Annotated in this window: 14 protein-coding genes, 1 tRNA gene and 1 pseudogene; 11 read left to right on the top strand and 5 right to left on the bottom strand. The window is 61.9% G+C overall.

All coding sequences use genetic code 11. The features are described from left to right. The first annotated feature begins 96 nt into the window (after positions 1-96). A tRNA-Thr gene (locus tag L6D63_RS14795) sits at positions 97-172 on the top strand. A 6-nt stretch (positions 173-178) separates the two neighbouring features. On the opposite strand, the gene L6D63_RS14790 is transcribed toward L6D63_RS14795, so the two are convergent. Next, complete coding sequence (locus tag L6D63_RS14790) at positions 179-673, bottom strand: hypothetical protein (RefSeq protein ID WP_121183658.1); 495 nt, start codon at positions 671-673, stop codon at positions 179-181. A 276-nt stretch (positions 674-949) separates the two neighbouring features. Between L6D63_RS14790 and L6D63_RS14785 the strand changes: the two genes are divergently transcribed. Then, positions 950-1,249, top strand: coding sequence for a DUF6388 family protein (locus L6D63_RS14785; protein WP_041066817.1), 300 nt, complete (start codon positions 950-952; stop codon positions 1,247-1,249). A 51-nt stretch (positions 1,250-1,300) separates the two neighbouring features. Here the strand turns inward: L6D63_RS14785 and nadC are convergent, their stop codons facing one another. Then, positions 1,301-2,149, bottom strand: coding sequence for a carboxylating nicotinate-nucleotide diphosphorylase (gene nadC / locus L6D63_RS14780; protein WP_003221558.1), 849 nt, complete (start codon positions 2,147-2,149; stop codon positions 1,301-1,303). A gap of 305 nt (positions 2,150-2,454) precedes the next feature. On the opposite strand from nadC, the gene L6D63_RS14775 reads away from it, so the two are divergent. The 5 genes from L6D63_RS14775 to L6D63_RS14755 all read left to right on the top strand — a co-directional run bounded on the left by L6D63_RS14775 (position 2,455) and on the right by L6D63_RS14755 (position 9,073). Continuing rightward, positions 2,455-4,638, top strand: a complete 2,184-nt coding sequence (locus L6D63_RS14775) for a DUF1631 domain-containing protein (RefSeq protein WP_131671428.1) — start codon at positions 2,455-2,457, stop codon at positions 4,636-4,638. A 64-nt stretch (positions 4,639-4,702) separates the two neighbouring features. Next, positions 4,703-5,263 (top strand): 1,6-anhydro-N-acetylmuramyl-L-alanine amidase AmpD, encoded by a 561-nt coding sequence (gene ampD, locus L6D63_RS14770; protein ID WP_003221563.1) that lies wholly within the window; start codon positions 4,703-4,705, stop codon positions 5,261-5,263. After that, complete coding sequence (gene ampE, locus L6D63_RS14765; RefSeq protein WP_131671429.1) at positions 5,260-6,099, top strand: regulatory signaling modulator protein AmpE; 840 nt, start codon at positions 5,260-5,262, stop codon at positions 6,097-6,099. Before ampD ends, ampE begins: the two co-directional genes overlap by 4 nt. Before the next feature lie 265 nt (positions 6,100-6,364). Then, complete coding sequence (locus L6D63_RS14760) at positions 6,365-8,395, top strand: methyl-accepting chemotaxis protein (protein WP_131671430.1); 2,031 nt, start codon at positions 6,365-6,367, stop codon at positions 8,393-8,395. Positions 8,396-8,677: 282 nt separating this feature from the next. Further along, a complete protein-coding gene (locus tag L6D63_RS14755) occupies positions 8,678-9,073 on the top strand; it encodes a hypothetical protein (protein WP_047291192.1) in 396 nt (131 codons plus the stop codon). 94 nt (positions 9,074-9,167) lie between these two features. On the opposite strand, the gene L6D63_RS14750 is transcribed toward L6D63_RS14755, so the two are convergent. Together L6D63_RS14750 and cra are read right to left on the bottom strand one after the other, a co-directional pair. Then, a complete protein-coding gene (locus L6D63_RS14750) occupies positions 9,168-9,944 on the bottom strand; it encodes a TatD family hydrolase (RefSeq protein WP_047291194.1) in 777 nt (258 codons plus the stop codon). 3 nt (positions 9,945-9,947) lie between these two features. Further along, positions 9,948-10,943 carry a catabolite repressor/activator gene (gene cra, locus L6D63_RS14745; RefSeq protein ID WP_131671431.1) on the bottom strand — a complete coding sequence of 332 codons (996 nt, stop codon included), beginning with the start codon at positions 10,941-10,943 and terminating at the stop codon, positions 9,948-9,950. A gap of 306 nt (positions 10,944-11,249) precedes the next feature. Between cra and ptsP the strand changes: the two are divergent. From ptsP to L6D63_RS14725, 4 genes and pseudogenes are all read left to right on the top strand, one after another. Continuing rightward, positions 11,250-14,110, top strand: a pseudogene (gene ptsP, locus L6D63_RS14740) (phosphoenolpyruvate--protein phosphotransferase). Continuing rightward, on the top strand, positions 14,110-15,051 hold the full coding sequence (gene pfkB / locus L6D63_RS14735; RefSeq protein ID WP_131671433.1) for a 1-phosphofructokinase: 942 nt from the start codon (positions 14,110-14,112) through the stop codon (positions 15,049-15,051). The pseudogene ptsP and the gene pfkB overlap by 1 nt, the downstream one beginning before the upstream one ends. 11 nt (positions 15,052-15,062) lie before the next feature. Continuing rightward, the gene (locus tag L6D63_RS14730; RefSeq protein WP_131671434.1) at positions 15,063-16,796 is read left to right on the top strand and encodes a PTS fructose-like transporter subunit IIB; all 1,734 of its coding nucleotides are present in this window, start codon (positions 15,063-15,065) and stop codon (positions 16,794-16,796) included. A 142-nt stretch (positions 16,797-16,938) separates the two neighbouring features. Continuing rightward, positions 16,939-18,480 carry an alkaline phosphatase D family protein gene (locus L6D63_RS14725; RefSeq protein ID WP_086793722.1) on the top strand — a complete coding sequence of 514 codons (1,542 nt, stop codon included), beginning with the start codon at positions 16,939-16,941 and terminating at the stop codon, positions 18,478-18,480. Between the two features lie 129 nt (positions 18,481-18,609). Here the strand turns inward: L6D63_RS14725 and L6D63_RS14720 are convergent, their stop codons facing one another. Further along, a complete protein-coding gene (locus L6D63_RS14720) occupies positions 18,610-21,138 on the bottom strand; it encodes a PepSY domain-containing protein (RefSeq protein ID WP_131671435.1) in 2,529 nt (842 codons plus the stop codon). Between the last annotated feature and the right edge of the window lie 22 nt (positions 21,139-21,160).

Genomic DNA, 21,160 nt, shown 5'->3' with positions numbered 1-21,160 from the left:
CAGCTCCTACACAACAGGTGTGTTAACGATCGTGTAGGAGCTGCCGCAGGCTGCGATCTTTGCTTTTATGAAAACCGGTGCTAGGTTTAGCCCACCGCCCGTGTAGCTCAGCCGGTAGAGCAGCGCACTCGTAACGCGAAGGTCGCAGGTTCGATTCCTGTCTCGGGCACCACTTCCCTTATTTCACTTTGCGGCTCAGATCCTCGACGGTACGTTTGAGCTGATCCATGGCGCGATCCTGATCATTGATTTTCTGCTTCAGGCTGGAAATCTCGCTGCTGGCGGAATTCGAGCTCGAGCCGCTGTTGCGCTTGAGGTCTTCGACCTGACGTCCGAGGGTATCCAGTTGCCGGTCCTGATCCTTGACCTTGCTCTTCAGGTCATCGATTTCCTTGCTGCTGGAGTTCGAACTCGAACCGCTGCTGCGTTTGAGTTCTTCAATCTGGCGTGACTGATCGCGGACGGTATCGCGGATCTTTTGCAGTTCATCAATGCTGATATCGCTTTTGATGACAACATCCTTGCCGTAGTCATTGTGAATCAGCGAAACCTTGTCGCCATAGGATGAGCTGCTGTTGCTCAATTCAAGCGCCATGGCGCTGGCCGGCAACAGCATGGCGGCGAGCAAGGCACTGGCAGACACAACGGAACAATTCTTCGAAAAGCTGCGCATCACTGGTTTTCCTTGTGAACAGCAAGAGTGAGTGCCGAAATGGCACATTGCTATGATTCAAAATCCGGATTTATGTTCCGCAGGTCAAGTTTTTGTTCGAGAGATGTAAAGAGCCGTGTAATTCGTCATGCAAACGTCCTATATTCGATGCCTGCATGAGCATCGCCCAGCAGTTTTCAGATGATCCCGAATGGTTCCGAAGGCCGGACAGTCCGCGTCAGAGAGATCCTTGATGATCCAGATCCATCCTCCATTCTTACGATCAGCGAGAACGCCATGACCGAATTAACTCAAGAGCAACGTCACGAACAAGCGCTGGAGAAATACAAGCTCGATGCGCCCCAACTGCTGGAAGAGATCAAGGACCTGAGTCCTGATGAGCAGAAGGACCAGATCCAGTGGGCGTTCGAGGACGAAGCCGAGGCCCAGGGCTTGCAGCCGTGGGAGTTGACGCTCAAGTACACCAGCACCCCTGAAGAGTTTGAGGCCAAGCGTCTGGAACTGCACAAGGAGGCGGCCGAAGTGTTGGGCGTCGATTGGGAAGAGTACTGCGAGATGAACAATCTGGTGGTCTGAAGCAAAAACGCCAGCCTTAACCGGGCTGGCGTTTTTTATGGCGTGAGGGCCTCAGAGGCTCAGACGCATCGACAGGTCCACTGCCTTCACATCCTTGGTCATCGCACCGATCGAGATGTAATCTACCCCGGTCTCGGCGATCGGCAGCAGCGTGCTTTCGTTGATGCCGCCACTGGCTTCCAGTTTGGCCTTGCCGCCGTTCAGGCGCACGGCTTCGCGCATGTCGTCCAGGCTCAACTCGTCGAGCATGATGATGTCGGCGCCGGCTGCCAGCGCTTCTTTCAGCTCTTCCAGGCTTTCCACTTCGACTTCCACCGGTTTGCCCGGCGCGATCTTGTGCGCGGCGGCGATGGCCTGCGCGATGCCGCCGCTGGCGGCGATGTGGTTTTCCTTGATCAGAAACGCGTCGTAGAGGCCGATGCGGTGGTTGTGGCAGCCGCCGCAGGTCACTGCGTATTTCTGCGCCAGACGCAGGCCCGGCAGGGTCTTGCGGGTATCCAGCAGCTTGACCTGGGTCTGGGCCACGAAGTCCGCCAGGTACTGCGCACGCGTCGCCACGCCGGATAGCAGTTGCAGGAAGTTCAGCGCGCTGCGCTCGCCCGTCAGCAGTGAACGCGCCGGGCCCTCCAGGTGAAACAACGGCTGATTGGGTTTGACCCGTTCGCCATCCCGCACCTGCCAATGCACCGCGACCCGCGGATCGAGCTGGCGAAACACCGTGTCGACCCACGCCGTGCCGCAGATGACGGCCTCATCGCGAGTAATGATGGTGGCTTTGGCCAGACGTTCGGCCGGGATCAGTTGCGCGGTGATGTCGCCGCTGCCGACGTCTTCGAGCAACGCACGGCGCACGTTGGCTTCGATTTCGGCGGTCAGATCGGCGAGACGTAGATTCGGCATAACGGGCTCCACAAACTAAGTGCGCCGATTATAGGGGCATGGCGAGAGCCAACCCAAGACGAGAACGCGCGTGGTAGACGGCAACTGGTCGATTTTCTGTGAGCAAAGCAATGCTTCTCGTGGTCACTGGAAGGTGTTGCAGGCATAGGGGAAACCCTGATGGCTATAGCGCCCGCGACAAGTTTTGCAAGATAATCCGCCTTGCATTTGACGTCATGGCTTTGACGCTGATGTGAGAGCAAGCCCGCTCCCACAGGTAATCGCGCGGTATCTGCCCAGTGGAATCACCGTTTCAGGAGGCTTGGATGCACAACGACGGGAATGTAGTGCCTTTGCACAAGGCCGCTACCGATCAGGCGAATCACTCGCCGCTCGCCCGCCTGCCTGTGATTCTGCTTCAGGTCCGCGACAAGGCGGCCCAGCAACTGCGCCACGGTTTGCAGGAGTTGTTCGATAACGCCGACGACACCCTGTTCGAAATGGCCGACCGGGCGCGCAACGATGTCGAACAGAACATCTTTTTCGAAGCCATGCGCGACCTGCGCCTCAAACGCAAAAACATCGAGCGCGGGTTTCTCGAACAATTTTTCGAAGCCTTCGTCGCCCTCATCCAGTACGACCCCGTTCAGCACACGTTGCCCGATTCGTTGATGTTCGAAGAGTCGGCACCGCGGACCGACGACATGGAGCGCAATGTAGCGGTCGAGACCATGGTCGGTCGGGTGCTCAAGCGTGACGGCTTTGCCCTCGATCAGCTGACTGCGCGGCTCAACGTGTTGCTGGGCAAGAATTTCGACAACCAGCACAACCCGCTCGGGCCGACGATGCTCTGCGAGTTTTTTCTGCAAGCCGGGCGCAACCTGGGGGTGGAGATCAAGGTCAAGCTGATCTTGCTCAAACTGTTCGAACGCTACGTACTGGCCGACACCGAGCCGTTGTACGCCGAAGCCAATCAATTGCTGGTCGCCACCGGCGTGTTGCCCGAGTTGAAACCGGCACCTGCGCGTCGCGCGATCGAGCGTGCGGCAGCGAGCATCAGCAGCGAAGAAAGTGACGAACCCGCGCCCGCCGACGAAAGCGTGCAGGAAGTCTTCGCCGCGTTGCAGGAACTGCTGCTGCACGTGCGCGGCAGCGTCGCGCCGACCCTGGAGCCGAGTGCGGCGGCGCTACCGATTAGCACCCGCGATCTGCTGCGCCTGCTTTCACACTTGCAGCAGTATGTGCCGGCGCTGGCGGCGCAGGACGATTTCGATCTGCGCAATCAGCTTGAGCAGTTGCTGACGCGGGTCAGCGTCAGGAGCGGCAAATCGCGCATCGTCGACGGTGCGGATGAAGACGTGATCAACCTGATCGCGATGGTCTTCGACTGTATTCTCGAAGACCCTAACCTGCCGGATTCGCTCAAGGCGTTGATCGCCCGTTTGCAGATTCCGATGCTCAAAGTGGCGGTGCTCGACAAAAGCTTCTTCAGCCGCGGCAGCCACCCGGCGCGACGCCTGCTCAATGAAATCGCCGATGCCGCCATGGGCTGGGGCGATTGCAGCGGCGAGGCGCGTGACAGCCTGTATCTGCGCATCGAACAAGTGGTGCAGCGCCTGCTCACCGAGTTCGTTGACGACCCGGCGATCTTCTCCGAATTGCTCGCAGACTTCCTCGCCTTCACCAGCGATGAGCGGCGGCGCAGCGAATTGCTTGAGCAGCGTTTGCGCGACGCCGAGGAGGGGCGAGCGAAAACCGAGTTGGCCCGGCAGCGGGTCGAGCAGGTGTTGAATCTGGCGCTGCTGGGGAAAGTCCTGCCGCCTTCGGTGGTAATGTTCGTGCGTGATGCGTGGAGCAAAGTACTGCTACTGACGTGCCTCAAGCATGGCGACCAGTCGGCTGAATGGCAGGCCGATGTCCAGACCATGGAACAATTGATCTGGAGCGTGCAGCGTCATGACGAGGCGGACGCCGGTCTGCGATTGCTGGCGCTGGTGCCCGGTTTGCTCAAATCATTGCGTGATGGCCTGAGCAGTTCGGCGTTCGATCCGTTCGCCACCAGCGAATTTTTCAGCGAGCTGGAAGCGTTGCATGTGCGGGTGCTTGAGCCCTCAACCGAGCCGCCAACCGATGCGCCGGCGCTGGTTGAAGTGTCGCAGCACATTACCCTGCGCAGCGCCGATGAGGGCGCGACCGGCCTGAATGCCAGCGGCCTGGCGCATGACGACCCCGGCCTGCGTCAGGTGGAGCAACTGCGTCTGGGCAGTTGGGTCGCCTTCCAGGAAGACGACGAGCACAGCCTGCGCTGCAAGCTGGCAGCGATCATCGAGGCTACCGGCAAATACGTGTTCGTCGACCGCACCGGGATGAAAGTGCTGGAGCGCAGCCGCATCGACCTGGCCCTTGAATTCCGCCGGGGCGCGGTACGGGCACTGGATGACACTTTACTGTTCGATCGGGCGCTGGAGTCGGTGCTTGGCAATCTGCGGCGACTCAATCGCGGCAAGTGATCGCGCGCCGGGGGCTGATCACGGCATACTGGGCGCCAACACAGTCGGCGTTGAAGGAATCGGTATGCAGTTGGATCCCGCTAGCGGGTGGTGTCACGGGGTGCAGGTCTGCCCATCACCCAACTTCAATGAACGCCCCGCGGGCGAAATCTCCCTGTTGGTGATCCACAACATCAGCCTGCCGCCGGCGCAGTTCGCCACCGGCAAGGTGCAGGAATTTTTCCAGAATCGTCTGGATGTCACCGAGCATCCCTATTTTGCTGGGATTGCCGACTTGCGCGTCTCGGCGCATTTTCTGATCGAACGTGACGGCAGCGTCACCCAGTTTGTCTCCTGTCTGGAGCGGGCGTGGCATGCTGGCGTGTCGATGTTCGAAGGCCGGGAAACCTGTAACGATTTTTCCGTGGGCATCGAGCTCGAAGGCACCGATGATCTGCCCTTTACCGATGCGCAGTATCAGGCGCTGATCACGCTGACGCGTCAGCTGCAAACCGCATTTCCGGCCATCACCGGCGCCCGTATTTGCGGGCACAGCGACATCGCACCCGGGCGCAAGACCGATCCTGGCCCGGCATTCGACTGGGCGCGTTACCGCGCAGCCCTGGCACAAGAGGAAGGACAATGAGTTTTCTGGTGTTACTGCTGGCGGTCTGGATCGAGAAGTTCTCGGCCTTGCGCCATCGGGTTCAACGCGATGGCGGATGGATCCGCGAGCTGCACAAACTCGAAAGCAGCCCACGATTATCGAATCGGCCGTGGCTGGTGCTGATCATTCTGGTGTTGCTGCCGGTGGCGCTGCTCGGCTTGTTGCTGCTGGTGCTGGAACCTGTCGCTTATGGCCTGCTGGCGCTACCGGTGCATTTGCTGGTGGTGATTTATGCGCTGGGACGCGGTGATCTGCTCGGTGGCCTCGGGCCGTTTCGTGACGCCTGGCGTCGCGAAGACCTGCAAGCGGCCGCGCATGTGGCCAAACGTGATCTGGACATCTGCGCCGACAGCGGCGAGCAGTTGCTGGATAGGGTCCAGGGGCATCTGTTATGGGAGGCCTATCAGAGCTTCTTCGCGGTGATTTTCTGGTACTTCGTGCTCGGTCCTGTGGCGGCGCTAGCTTATCGCTTGCTGGCATTGGCGGAAGAAAACAGCCAGAACCCGGCGCTCGCCGAACGTGCCGCCCAGTTACGTCACGCCTTTGACTGGTTGCCGGTGCGCCTGCTGGCTGCCAGCCTTGCACTGGTTGGCAACTTCGTCGCGGTCAGCCGGGTGATGTTGCACGAGCTGTTGAACTGGAACATCAGCGCCGCGCATCTGATCAACAAGGTCGGTCTGGCAGCAGGCGAGATCCCGCCGCCGGTGGTCGGCCCTGAAGGCATCAACACCCTCGATTGCCTGTGGGAACTGCTGCTGCGCGCGGCAGTGCTGTGGTATGCCGGGTTTGCCTTGTGGACAGTCTTGATTCACTGATACTCGCCCGTGAGATTCATTGTGGTGAGGGGATTTATCCCCGATGGGGCGCGCAGCGGCCCCAATATCTTAATGGGGCTGCTGCGCAGCCCATCGGGGATAAATCCCCTCGCCACAGGTCAGTGACCGGCGCAGCGTAGTCGTTAACCTTAAGTTACAAAACCTCCCGCCGATTTGAGCTATACAGAGACAGCGCCCGATAGTGGCTATCTGCTGTCGCCCTGCGCCTGCCAATAAAAACAAGAAAAACCAAGGGAGACTTCCAGTGAAGAGCTTGCTCTATCCCGCCGTCTCGCTGATGAACCGTCTGAGCTTCGGCATGAAGTTCAGCCTGATCAGCGTGCTGTTCCTGGTGCCGATGCTGGTGACCAATTTCTATCTGGTGCGCGATTCCTACCGCGAATTCCAGGGCACCCGTGTCGAATTGCAGAGCCTCGATCTGCTGGGCAGCAGCCTGAGCCTGCGCCGGGATCTGGAAACGCTGAATAATCTGGTGCAGATCAACGTTGTCCTCGGGCAGTCCGGCAAGGCCGACAACCTCGAGGCGCAGATCAGCAGTCTGGAGCAAGACGTGCTGGCGCGCTTGCAAGGTCTGCAGGCGATGACCGACGATCCCGAGCAGGTCAAACTGTTCCACGGCAAACGCGACGAAATGATCAGCGCGTTCAAGGCGCAACAGGCGGAAAGCTCCCTGCAAAGCAAAAGCGCGATGATCGGCAAATTGCTTGGTAATGCGCAGATATTCAGCCAGATCATCGCCAGTCAGGCCGGGCTGAGCCGCGACAATCAGAGCGACATCCGCCAGCTCAGCGAGTTGCTCACCAACATTACCCCGGGCGTCACCCAAACCCTCGGCGAAGGCCGGGCCATCGGCTCGTATTCGTTGGGGCAGGGCTTTCTCAACAGCTCGTCGAGTACCCGTTTCGACGAGTTGCTGGCGCAGATCGAAAAGCTTCAGGCCGAATACGCACTGAAATTGCAGGATGCCCTCGATTCCAGCAAAGCCGCGCGCGCCAGCCTCAGCGCGCCGTCCGACAGCAGCAAGACCTCGCTCAAACAGGCCAGTGAACTGTTTGAAGCGAAAGTCGTGGTGGCCGAGACCCTCGATACTCCGTGGCAGGCGTTTTACGACCAAGTCACCGGGCTGATGGCGCAGACCTACCAGCTCAATGACGCGACCTTGAAATTTCTCGATACCCAACTGCAACAGCGCCTGGCGCAAAACCGCACGCACATGGTGTTGCAGGCGGTGGCGTTGTCGGTGGTGTTCGTGCTGATTTTCTATCTCTACGCGGGTTTCTACGCCTCGACCCGCACCACGCTCAAGCGTTTGGGCGCGATGATGGACAAGGTCGCGGCCGGTGACATGACGGTCAATTTCAAGGCCAGCAGCCGCGATGAACTCGGCGAGCTGGGCGAGGTGTTCAACGGCACCGTAAGGAAGATCCACGACCTGATCGAACGGGTCGGCCAAACCGTGGCCGAGGTCGAGCGCCAGGCCGGGCAGGTGGAAAACGTCTCCGCGCAAAGCAATCAGGCGGTGGCCGGGCAGCGCACGCAGATCGAGCATGTGGCGACCGCGATGAATCAGATGTCGGCGACCTCGCTGGAAGTTGCACGCAGCGCAGCGGCAGCGGTGAGCAGTGCGCACAGCGTCAACGATGAAACCGTCAGCGGCCGCACGCTGGTGGAATCGCAGCAGGGCAGCATTGCCGCGTTGGCCAGCGAGATCGACCAATCGGTGCTGGTGATCAATCAGTTGGCCAGCGACAGCCAGTCGATCAGCCGCGTGCTGGAAGTGATCAAGAGCATTGCCGAGCAGACCAATCTGCTGGCGCTTAACGCGGCCATCGAAGCGGCCCGTGCCGGCGAGCAGGGCCGTGGCTTTGCCGTGGTGGCAGATGAAGTGCGTACGTTGGCCAAACGCACTCAGCAATCGACCGAAGAAATCGAGCAGATGATCGCCAAACTGCATGGCGGCGTCGGTGCGGCGGTGAAAGCCATGGGCGTCAGCCATCAGATGGCCAACGGCACGGTCGGGCAGTCGGAAAAGGTCCAGCAGGCGTTGGAAAATATCCTGGGGGCGGTAGGCATGATCGTCGATCAGAACCAGCAGATCGCCGCTGCCGTGGAGCAGCAGACCGCCGTCGCGCATGACATCGACCAGAACATCGTCGAGATCAACCGCGCCGGTGAACGCACGGCCCAAGGTGCGCATCAGACCGAGGAAGCCAGCCGGGCATTGTCGGCGCAGGTGGTGGAACTCAAACAGCTGATCAGCGCGTTCCGCGTCTGAATACTGCCGAGAAACCTGTAGGGAGGGGATTCATCCCCGATGGGACGCGCAGCGTTCCGCCCCAAGCCTGCAAGTGATCAGGGACTGCTGCGCAGTCCATCGGGGATTAATCCCCTCACTACATGCTCATTCCAACAGGGGGAGCAGGGCAGATGTCAGAACATTTTGTAATGCATTGATACTTACGTGTGTAAGCCAATTCCTGTTTTCTTCCGACGGCTGGCTTTTCGTCATTAATGAGCCAGTATCCGTGTTCCGCTGATTGCGTCGAGGAGGCCGCTCATGTCCGTTGCAACCCTGGGAGTCCAGGGCCGTTGTGCTCATTGCCAGACCACGCAGCTACTCAAGCCATGGCAACTCAACGCCATCGCAATCAACGAACCGTTCACTTGCGCGCACTGCCAGAAAACTCTGGAGTTGCGTTGCCCGAAACAGATCAAACGCTTCAAGTCCCTCGATTCGCTGGGATTGCTGCGCTTCAGCGCCTCGGTAACCGTGTGCACCGCATTGCTGGTGGCGCTGGTCATGGAGTGGATCGGCCTGCTCAGCGTAACTGAACAGTTGAATGCGTCACTGATCGTGCTTTTCGCGTACTTCGCGCTACTGCGTTTTTTTCACCACCGTCAGCACATGACCCTGATCCTCGACGCAGCCAGAGCGCATGCAAACCGACTGTAGGAGCTGCCGAGTGAAACGAGGCTGCGATCTTTTGATCTTGTTTTAAGGGCGAGGAGCAAAAGATCGCAGTGCCGCAGCTCCTGCAGAAGGCGTGTTACCAACCGAATACTTCGCAGCTGTTGGCAGTGCTGGCAGCGGCCAGTTGTTCCGGGCTGATGTTCATCAACTCGGCGAGCGCCGCACAGATCGCCGGCAAGTGTGCCGGTGTATTGCGTACGCCGGGAAACATCGCCGGGGCCATGTCTGGCGAGTCGGTCTCGAGCACGATCGAATCCAGTGGCAACTCCGCCAGCACCCGATGCATGCGCAACGCCTGCGGCCAGGTCGGCGCGCCGCCCAGACCCAGTTTGAACCCGAGTTTGATGTATTCGCGTGCCTCTTCACGGCTGCCGGCGAAGGCGTGGATGATCCCGGCGCGTTTGAGCTTGAAGCGCTTGAGCGTGGCGATTACGGCTGCGTGGCTGCGGCGGACGTGGATCAGCGCCGGCAAATCGAAGTCTGCCGCCAGTTGCAGTTGCGCGTCGAACAGCGCTTGCTGGCGTTCGCGGTCGAGGGTTTCGATGAAATAATCCAGACCGATCTCGCCCACCGCACACAGTTGCCGGTGGCCGCGCAGCCGCGTCAGCCAGTCGCCGAGTGCGCGCAGGTCTTCGGGTCGATGCTGATCGAGGTACACCGGATGCAGACCGAACGCTGCATACAAGTCGGCATCGCTCTGCACCAGATCCCACAGCCGTTGCCAATTGCCCTGATGAACCCCCAGCACCACCATCCGCCGCACGCCGAGAGCGCGGCTTTCGGCGAGCAACGCCGCGCGATCGGCGTCGAAGTCGGGGAAGTCGAGGTGGGTGTGGCTGTCGATCAGCTCCACGGCTCAGTCCCGGTGAATACGCTGCTTGAAGGTCCGCGCGATGGCCTGCACGCCAGGCTTGTATTCGGCTTGCTCAACCGCAGCCAACGCCAGCTCCAGCGCCTTGTCGGCGATCAACTGGTGTTGCTGGGCCATGGCGTTGACCGGCAATGGCAGGAAGTCGAGCAACTGCGTGTCACCGAAGGTGCCCAGGCGCAGCGGACGGGATTTGAGCGGGAAGTCATGCAGCGCATCGAACACGCCCTGCAGCAGCACGTAGGAGGTGGTCACCAGTGCATCCGGCAAATGCCCCAGCCGTTGCAGGAGTTCTTCCATCAGTTGCTTGCCGCATTCGCGGCTGAAGGACTCGGCGTGCTCGATCAGCACTTCGCCTTTGAAGTCGAGCAGTGCCTGCTTGAAGCCGGCCGCACGTTCCTGACTGATGCTCAACTCAGGACGCGCGCCGAGCAGCACGATCTGTTTCGGCTGCGGGTCGAGCAGGCTTTGGGTCAGGTGCAGGCTGGCTTCGCGGTCGTCACTGATCACCGAGCAGAAGTGCTCGGGTTCCATGACCCGGTCGATGGCGATGATCGGCAGACCCTTGGCCTGCAACTGGCGATAGCTGTCGTCACCGGCCGGCAGGCAACTGGCGACAATCAGCGCATCGCAGCGGCGCGCCTTGAACAGTTGCAGCAACTGGCGCTCGCTGTCCGGCGCGTCGTCGGAGCTGGCGATCAGCAACTGATAACCCCGCGCGCGCGCGCCTTGCTCGAGCAGTTTGGCGATCCGCGCGTAACTGGGGTTTTCCAGATCCGGCAGAATAAAGCCCAACGTGCGCGTGTGCCGACTGCGCAACCCGGCCGCTTGTGGATTGGGGGTGAAGCCGTGCTGTTCGACGACCGCACGCACCCGCTCGACCGTGGCGTTGCTAATGCGTTGCTGTTCGGCCTTGCCGTTGATGACGTAGCTGGCGGTGGTCACGGACACTCCGGCCAACCGCGCGATATCACTGAGTTTCAACCCGGTATTTCCTTGTTTTTTCGAGCTTGCCGCGACATTTTCGCCAATCCTACCCGATTCAGGCAGGCGACTATTGTCGCAGCGCATCCGACAAGTTGGACTTCAAGGATGAGACATTATCGAGTAACGTGCCGATCAATCTAGATTAAACGTTTCAGCAAGCGTATTTTCTACGTTTTAGACGCCTTTGGCCGGTTCTGCCGTGAAACCGCCAAAATGCCCGCTGAAAAGCAGGCTGACCAGCGCCTAAGCTGTGACCATTCAAAACAATATCCTGGCGCATCCATGTGCCAAAAAGGAGATCGCATGCTCGAGCTCACTATAGAGCAGATATCCATGGGCCAATCGGCTGTGGATAAACCCGCCGCCCTGCAATTGCTTGCCAATCATCTGGTGGCCGATGGCCTGGTCGCCGACGGTTACCTCGCCGGCTTGCAGGCCCGGGAAGCCCAGGGCTCGACCTTTCTCGGCCAGGGTATTGCCATCCCCCACGGTACGCCGGAGACCCGCGATCAGGTGTTCGCCACTGGCGTGCGGCTGATGCAGTTTCCCGAGGGCGTGGATTGGGGTGATGGCAGATCGTGTATCTGGCGATCGGCATCGCCGCCAAATCCGACGAACACCTGCGCCTGCTGCAACTGCTGACCCGCGCCCTCGGCGAGACCGACCTGGGTCAGGCCCTGCGACGCGCCAGCTCGCCGGAAGCGCTGCTGAAACTGCTGCAAGGTGCGCCGCAGGAATTGGCGCTGGATGCGCAGATGATCGGCCTCGGCGTGTCGGCTGACGATTTCGAAGAACTGGTCTGGCGTGGCGCGCGTCTGCTGCGGCAGGCCGATTGTGTGAGCAACGGGTTTGCCGGTGTGTTGCAGCAAGTCGAAGCGCTGCCGCTGGGCGATGGCCTGTGGTGGCTGCACAGCGAGCAAACCGTGAAGCGCCCGGGCCTGGCCTTCGTCACCCCGGACAAGCCGATGCGTTACCTCGGTCAGCCGCTCAGTGGTCTGTTCTGTCTGGCCAGTCTGGGTGAGGCGCATCAGGCGCTGCTCGAACGTCTGTGTGCGTTGTTGATTGAAGGTCGCGGCCATGAGCTGGGCCGTGCCACCAGCAGCCGCAAAGTCCTCGAAGTGCTCGGCGGCGAACTGCCCGCCGATTGGCCGAGCGCGCGAATTGCGCTGGCCAATGCCCACGGTCTGCATGCACGTCCGGCGAAGATCCTTGCGCAACTGGCGAAGAGTTTTGACGGCGAAATCCGTGTGCGCATCGTCGACAGCGCGGACAGCGCCGTGTCGGTGAAAAGCCTGAGCAAACTGCTGAGCCTCGGTGCGCGGCGTGGTCAGGTGCTGGAGTTGATCGCCGAGCCGAGCATCGCCGCCGATGCCTTGCCTGCATTGCTGGCCGCTATCGAAGAAGGCCTCGGTGAAGAAGTCGAACCGCTGCCGGCCGTGAGTCAGCAACGCGAAGTCATCACCGATATTGCCGAGGTGCTGATCGCCCCGGCGTCCGGCGCGCAGTTGCAGGCGATCCCTGCCGCGCCGGGCATCGCCATTGGACCTGCGCACATTCAGGTGCAGCAAGCCATTGATTACCCGTTGCGCGGCGAGTCCGCCGCGATCGAGCGCGAACGCCTCAAGCAAGCTCTGAGCGACGTGCGCCGTGACATTCAGGGCCTGATCGAACGCAGCAAGGCCAAGGCCATCCGCGAGATTTTCATCACTCACCAGGAAATGCTCGACGACCCGGAACTGACCGACGAAGTCGACACTCGCCTCAAGCAAGGCGAAAGCGCCGAAGCGGCGTGGATGGCGGTGATCGAAGCGGCAGCCAGGCAACAGGAATCGCTGCAGGACGCGTTGCTCGCCGAGCGGGCGGCGGACCTGCGGGACATCGGTCGCCGGGTGCTGGCGCAACTTTGCGGTGTACAAACGCCGAACGAGCCGGAGCAGCCGTACATTCTGGTGATGGATGAGGTCGGCCCGTCGGACGTGGCGCGACTCGATCCGGCCCGCGTGGCCGGGATTCTCACCGCGCGTGGTGGCGCCACGGCGCACAGTGCAATCGTCGCCCGTGCATTGGGGATTCCGGCGCTGGTCGGTGCGGGCGCAGCAGTGTTATTGCTGGAACCCGGCACGCCGCTGCTGCTCGACGGCCAGCGCGGTCGCCTGCACGTCGATGCCGATGCCGCGACCCTGCAACGTGCCGCCGAGGAACGCGACACCCGCGAGCAGCGTCTCAAGGCTGCCGCCGAACAACGGCATCAGCCGGCGCACACCACTGACGGTCACGCCGTGGAAGTGTTCGCCAACATCGGTGAAAGCGCCGGAGTTACCGCCGCAGTGGAGCAGGGCGCCGAAGGCATCGGCCTGCTGCGCACCGAACTGATTTTCATGGCCCACCCGCAGGCGCCGGACGAAGCCACTCAGGAAGCTGAATACCGCCGCGTTCTCGATGGCCTCGCCGGTCGGCCGCTGGTGGTTCGCACCCTTGATGTCGGTGGCGACAAACCGCTGCCGTATTGGCCGATCGCCAAGGAAGAAAACCCCTTCCTCGGCGTGCGTGGCATTCGCCTGACGTTGCAGCGTCCGCAGGTCATGGAAGCGCAGTTGCGCGCCTTGCTGCGTTCCGCGGACAACCGGCCGTTGCGGATTATGTTCCCGATGGTTGGCAGCGTTGAAGAATGGCGTCAGGCCCGCGACATGACCGAACGCCTGCGCCTGGAAATCCCGGTCGCGGACTTGCAACTGGGGATCATGATCGAGGTGCCGTCCGCTGCGTTGCTGGCGCCGGTGCTGGCCAAGGAAGTCGACTTTTTCAGCGTCGGCACCAACGACCTCACGCAATACACCCTGGCCATCGACCGTGGTCATCCGACGCTTTCGGCCCAGGCTGACGGCCTGCACCCGGCGGTGCTGCAGCTGATCGACATCACCGTGCGCGCCGCGCATGCCCATGGCAAATGGGTCGGTGTGTGCGGCGAACTGGCGGCGGATCCGCTGGCGGTGCCGGTGCTGGTCGGCCTCGGTGTCGATGAGCTGAGCGTGTCCGGGCGCAGCATCGCCGAGGTCAAGGCGCGCATCCGCGAACTCAGCCTGAACCAGGCGCAAACCCTTGCTCAACAAGCCCTCACCGTGGGCAGCGCGAACGAAGTGCGTGCATTAGTGGAGGCCCTGTAATGGCCAAGATTCTCACCCTGACCCTCAACCCGGCGCTGGACCTCACGGTTGAGCTGTCACGCCTGGAGGCCGGTCAGGTCAACCGCAGCGACGAGATGCACACCCATGCCGCCGGCAAGGGCGTGAACGTCGCCCAGGTACTCGCAGACCTCGGGCATCAACTGACGGTCAGCGGCTTTCTCGGCGAAGACAATCTGCAGGCTTTCGAAACCCTGTTTGCCAAGCGCGGTTTTGTCGACGCCTTCATCCGCGTGCCGGGGGAGACGCGCAGCAACATCAAGGTCGCCGAGCACGACGGGCGCATCACCGACATCAACGGTCCGGGACCGGTGGTCGACGCCGCGGCGCAGCAAGCGTTGCTTGAGCGTCTGCTGCAGATTGCTCCGGGGCATGACGCGGTGGTGGTCGCCGGCAGTCTGCCGCGTGGCGTCAGCGCGCAGTGGTTGCGCGAGCTGATCGAACGCCTGAACGGCCTCGGCCTGAAAGTCGCCCTCGACAGCAGCGGCGAAGCCTTGCGCGCGGCCATTGAAGCGCGCCCGTGGCTGATCAAGCCGAACACCGAAGAACTCGCCGATGCGCTCGATTGCGATGTGGTCTCGCACACCGCCGAAGCCCAGGCAGCGGCGTGCCTGCATGCCAAAGGCATCGAGCATGTGGTGATCTCCCACGGTGCCGACGGTGTGAACTGGTTCAGTGTCGGCTCGGCGCTGCATGCCACGCCGCCGAAGGTTACGGTCGCCAGCACGGTAGGGGCCGGCGACTCGCTGCTGGCCGGCATGCTCCACGGTCTGCTCAGTGCCGACACGCCCGAGCAGACCCTGCGCACGGCCACGGCGATTGCCGCGATGGCGGTGACGCAAATCGGTTTCGGCATCAACGATGCGGCGCAACTGGCGCGGCTCGAACAGGGCGTGCGCGTGCGTCCCCTGACAGAACAATAAGAGGGTTTGTCATGAAATTAGCCATTGTCACGGCCTGCCCGAACGGCATGGTCACCAGTGTGCTGTGCGCCCGTCTGCTCGACGCGGCGGCCCAGCGTCAGGGCTGGAGCACTAGCGTTGAAGTGGTCGATGCGGCGCATCCGGAACGTGAACTGTCGGCCGCCACCATTGAGGCGGCGGAGTGGGTGCTGCTGGTGGCCACCGGTGACATCGACATGACGCGTTTTGTCGGCAAGCGCGTGTTCCGCATCGCCCCGGCGCAAGCGCTGCAAGATGTCGAAGCGGTGCTGCGTCGCGGTGCGCAAGAGGCCGAGGTTTACGTCGCTAGCGAAGCCGTCCCCGTTGCCGCTGCGCCACGTGCGCCGCGCATCGTCGCTATCACCGCCTGCCCGACCGGTGTTGCCCACACTTTCATGGCGGCCGAGGCGTTGCAGCAGACGGCCAAGCGTCTGGGCTATGAACTGCACGTCGAAACCCAGGGTTCGGTCGGTGCGAAAACCCCGCTCAGCGCGGCGGCGATAGCCGAGGCTGATGTGGTGTTGCTGGCGGCGGACATCGAAGTCGCCACCGAGCGTTTTGCCGGCAAGAAAATCTACCGCTGCGGCACCGGCATTGCGCTCAAGCAATCCGAAGCCACACTGAAAAAAGCCCTCGCCGAAGCTCAGGTGGAAAGCGCTGCGAGCGACGGCAAGGCGCCAACCAAACAAGAGAAAACCGGCGTTTACAAACACCTGCTGACCGGTGTCTCGTTCATGCTGCCGATGGTGGTGGCCGGTGGTCTGATGATCGCGCTGTCGTTCGTCTTCGGCATCACCGCGTTCAAGGAAGAAGGCACGCTGGCGGCAGCGCTGATGCAGATCGGCGGCGAGACCGCGTTCAAGCTGATGGTGCCGCTGCTCGCCGGTTACATCGCCTACTCGATCGCCGACCGTCCGGGCCTGGCACCGGGGATGATTGGTGGTTTGCTTGCCAGCACATTGGGCGCCGGGTTTATCGGCGGGATCGTCGCCGGTTTCATCGCTGGTTATGCGGCCAAGGCCATCAGTCGTTATGTGGCGTTGCCGCAGAGTCTGGAAGCGCTGAAACCGATTCTGATCATTCCGTTGTTCGCCAGCCTGTTCACCGGTCTGGTGATGATCTACGTGGTGGGTAAACCGGTCGCCGGGATGCTCGCGGCGCTGACGCATTTCCTCGACAGCATGGGCACCACCAACGCGATCCTGCTCGGGGTGTTGCTCGGCGGCATGATGTGCGTCGACCTCGGCGGACCGATCAACAAAGCCGCGTATGCCTTCTCGGTGGGGCTGCTGGCTTCGCAGAGTTATTCACCGATGGCCGCGACCATGGCTGCCGGCATGGTGCCGCCCATCGGGCTGGGCATCGCCACCTTCATCGCTCGCCGCAAGTTCGCCCAGACCGAGCGCGAGGCCGGTAAAGCGGCGCTGGTGCTGGGGCTGTGCTTTATCTCTGAAGGGGCAATTCCGTTTGCTGCCAAAGACCCGCTGCGGGTGATCCCGGCGAGCATCGCCGGCGGTGCATTGACCGGCGCGTTGTCGATGTACTTCGGCTGCAAACTGATGGCGCCGCATGGTGGCTTGTTTGTGCTGGCGATCCCCAATGCGATCAATCATGCGTTGTTGTATCTGCTGGCGATTGTTGCGGGGAGTTTGTTGACGGCTGTTGTCTATGCGACGGTCAAGCGTCCGGAAGCCGTTGAGTTGGCGCTGGAACCGGTAAAAGCTTAAGGGCAAAAGATCGCAGCCTTCGGCAGCTCCTACAGGGGATCGAGGTTCTCTGTAGGAGCTGCCGCAGGCTGCGATCTTTGTTTGTGTCATGCCGGATTCATGATCCCGTGCTTAAGTTTTCCTTTTTTCAGGGAGAACACGCATGAGCGATTTCAACGTTGGTCGCCGACGGGTCATGCAGGTTGTCGGTGCCGGGCTGCTGATGCCGGGGCTGGCGCCGGCAGTGATCGCGTCGGTCAAGGATCGGCCGCAACTCACCGACGGCGTGCAGTCCGGCGACCTGCAAGGCGACCGCGCGATGATCTGGAGCCGCAGCGACCGTCCGGCGCGGATGGTGGTCGAGTGGGACACCCGCAGCCAGTTTCGCCACCCGCGCCGTGTCGTCTCGCCACTGGCCGATGCGCGCACCGACTTCACCGCCCGGGTTGAGCTGACCGGGCTGCCCGCCGATCAGGCGATTTTCTATCGGGTGTATTTCAAGGACGCGCAATCCGGCGTCGCCAGCGAACCGTGGCTCGGCCATTTGCGCAGCGCACCGAAGGCGCGACGCAACATCCGTTTCGTCTGGAGCGGTGACACGGTCGGCCAGGGCTTTGGCATCAACCCGGACATCGGTGGCATGCGCATCTACGAATCCATGCGCTTGCGCCTGCCGGACTTCTTTATCCACAGCGGCGACACCATCTACGCCGACGGCCCGGTGCCGGCGCAAGTGACCACCGAAGGCGGGCGGATCTGGCGCAACCTCACCACCGAAGCCAAGAGCAAAGTGGCGCAGACCCTTGACGACTATCGCGGCAATTACCGCTACAACCTGATGGATGAAAACATCCGCCGCTTCAATGCCGAAGTACCGCAGATCTGGCAGTGGGACGACCACGAAGTGGTCAACAACTGGTCGCCGGGCAAGCAGCTCGACGAGCGTTATCAAGAGAAAGATATCCACACCCTGGTCGGCCGTGCGCGCAAGGCCTGGCTGGAATATTCGCCGATGCGTTTGCAGGCGGCCGATGGCGGCGGGCGGATTTATCGCAAGCTCAGCTACGGGCCGATGCTCGACGTGTTCGTGCTCGACATGCGCAGCTATCGCGGGGCCAACGACGACAACCTTGGCGCGGCCAAACCGTTTTTGGGACGTGAACAACTGGACTGGCTCAAGCGCGGCTTGAAGCACTCCAAGGCACAGTGGAAGGTGATCGCCGCCGACATGCCGATCGGCCTCGGCGTGCCCGACGGCGAGGTCAGCCCGGGCGTCGCACGCTGGGAAGCGGTGGCCAACGGTGATCCCGGCCCGGCGCAAGGGCGTGAACTGGAAGTCGCCGAACTGCTCGGTTTTCTGCGGGCGCAGCACGTGCGCAATTTCGTGTTTCTGACCGCGGACGTGCATTACTGCGCGGCGCATCATTACCACCCGGATCGCGCGGCGTTTCAGGATTTCGAACCGTTCTGGGAGTTTGTCGCCGGGCCGCTGAATGCCGGCAGTTTCGGGCCCAATCCGCTGGACAAGACCTTCGGCCCGGAGGTGGTGTTCCAGAAAGCACCACCGACGCAGAACGCTTCACCGTTTGCCGGGTTTCAGTTTTTTGGCGAGGTGAATATCGAAGGGCAGAGCGGGGAGATGAGTGTGGTGTTGCGGGATTTGAATGGGGTGGCGGTTTTCGAGCAGAAGTTGCAGCCTGTCTGATTTCACAGGCACTGCAATTTCCTTGTGGGAGCGAGCTTGCTCGCGAAAGCGGTGGATCAGTTGACAATTAGGCCGACTGGCACGACGCCTTCGCGAGCAAGCTCGCTCCCACATGGGGTATGAGTAGTGTCAGTACACGTCGCGGCGGTAGCGGCCCTGTTCGATCAGGCGTTCGACTTCGGCGCTGCCGAGGATGTCGTTGAGTGCCTGATCGACGCCGGCGGCCATGCCCTGAAGGCTGCCGCAGATGTAGATCACCGCACCGTCGGCCAGCCACTTCTTCAGCTCATCAGCGGATTCACGCAGGCGATCCTGCACGTAAATCTTCTGCGCCTGATCCCGTGAAAACGCCAGATCGAGTCGCGCCAGATCGCCATTGATCAACCACTCTTCCAGCTCCGCGCGGCAGAGGAAATCATGCTCGCGATTGCGCTCGCCGAACAGCAGCCAGTGACGCTGCTGACCGTCGGCGATGCGTGCCTTGAGCAGGCTGCGCAGCCCGGCGAGGCCGGTGCCGTTGCCCAGCAGAATCATCGGCACCGGTTCGTTTGGCAGGTGGAAGCCACTGTTGCGACGTACACGCAGGCTGATGCTGCCGCCGACCGGAGCATGCTCGGTCAGCCAACCGGAACCGATGCCCAGGCTGCCATCGCTGTGCTGCTCCTGGCGCACGATCAACTCCAGCACACCGTCAGCGGCAATCGAGGCAATCGAGTACTCGCGCATCGCCAGCGGCACCATCGCATCCACCAGCGCTTGCGCATGCAAGCCAACCAGATGCGCACGATGCTCGGGCAGTTGGCGCGAGGCGAGGGCGACTTCCAGCGGCTCTTCCAGGCCGTTGATCGTCACGCGGGTTTCGCCGCGAATGCCGAGGCCGTCGAGGAAATGTTCGACCGCCCACGCGCAATTGCGTGGCAGCACCTCTACCAGATCCCCGGCCAGCCAGCTGCTGGTACTCGGCGCCTTCAGGCCCAACAGGTAAATCGGCGCGCCGCTGCTGTCGGGGTTCATCAGTTCGCGGCTGACCAGCGTCCAGTTGTCGTAGCTCGGCGCTTGCCAGGTGTCGACCGGCGCTTGCCCGGTGATCAGGCCGAGCTGCGTCTGCCAGTGACGCAGGGCGTACGGGTCGCCGCTGTCGACTTCCACCGGAGCGAACAGGGTCTTGCCGCCGTGATCGTCAAGCCACTGATGCAGGCGTCGGGCGAAGCCGCAGAATTGTGGGTACTGGCGATCGCCGAGGCCCAGCACCGCATAGTTCAGGCCGTCGAAGCTGGCAGCGGTGCGCAGCACTTTGCGTTCGAAACCGCGCGCGCTGTCCGGTGCTTCGCCGTCGCCGAACGTGCTGACCACGAACAACGCATTGCTCGATTCGCGCAGATCCTCGGCGCTGACGTCCGCCAGCGGCTGCACCTTCACCGGCAACCCGGCGGCCTGTAATTGCCCGGCGGTCTGCCAGGCCAGTTGTTCGGCAAAACCACTCTGAGTGGCAAAACCCACCAACCATGCCGGTGCATCGCCGGCCGGAGTCTGAAGACCTTTGCGTGCGTCCTGAATCTGTTTTTTCTTGCGCCGGCGGTCCAGATACAGCAGCCATCCGGTGATGAAAAACAGCGGCATGCACACCGCCGCGAGGGTGACGATGATCCGTCCGGCCAGACCGAAATAGCTGCCGACGTGCAGCGCGTAAATGCTGGTCAACAGCTGCGCTTTGAAGCTCTTGTCGGCGTAGCGGTCGACACGTTTGACCACGCCGGTGGCCGGGTCGAGGGTGATCTGGTTCAGCGCGCGATCATGCGGCGAGCTGTCGAGCAGGTAGAACACGGTCGCCGGTTGCCCGGCCACTGGCGGCATGCGGATGTTATACGCCGACAGGCCCGGGCCGGCAGCGCTATAGATGCTGCTCCACATCGCCGCGTAGTCGGCCGTCGGTGCCGGGCCTTCCGGCGCCGGGCCACGACCGCCGCGCATGCGTTCGTTTTGCGGCGCATCGGAAAGCAGTCTGGTCAGGCCTTTGTTGTACCACTCGTACGACCAGGACAACCCGGTCAACGCCAGCAGCAGATACACCAGCAGGCACCAGGTGCCGGCCACCGAGTGCAAATCCCAGTTGAAGCTGCGGCCCTTTTTCTGCCAGTCGAGGGTCAGCCACACGCGCCAGCTGTTCCACTGGCGCGGCCAGCGCAGGTACAGCCCGGAGAGGCAGAAGAACACCAGGATCAAGGTGCAGGCGCCGGTGATGTTGCGCCCGGTATCGCCCATGGCGAGAAAGCGGTGCAGTTGCAGCATCAGACCGAAAAAGTCCTGGCCCACAGCGTCGCCCATGAACTCGCCGGTGTACGGATCGAAGTAGCGCATCTCGCCGCGACGTTCGCCTTTGGGCGGGGTGAAGTAGACACGTGCGGCGTTGCCGCTGTCGGTTTCGACCCAGAGCATCGCGACTTTCTTGCCGGAGCTTGCTTCGATGTGTTCCACCAGCTCGACCGGGGGCAGGACGCCAGCGACCTGTTTTTCCACCTGCAACACCGACGGGTTCAGCGCCCGCAGGATTTCGTCCTGGAACGAGTAGGCGGCACCGGTAATGCCCATCAGGGCCAGCACCAGCCCGGCAGTGATGCCGAAAAACCAGTGCAACTGGAACAGGGTTTTCTTCAACACGTCGCTCGCCTTGTCCGTTCGA

The sequence above is a fragment of the Pseudomonas parakoreensis genome (genome assembly GCF_021602155.1).
Classification (GTDB): Bacteria; Pseudomonadota; Gammaproteobacteria; order Pseudomonadales; family Pseudomonadaceae; genus Aquipseudomonas; species Aquipseudomonas parakoreensis.
Note: the sequence above shows the minus strand (reverse complement) of the source record. Positions and strands in the feature narration are given on the sequence as shown.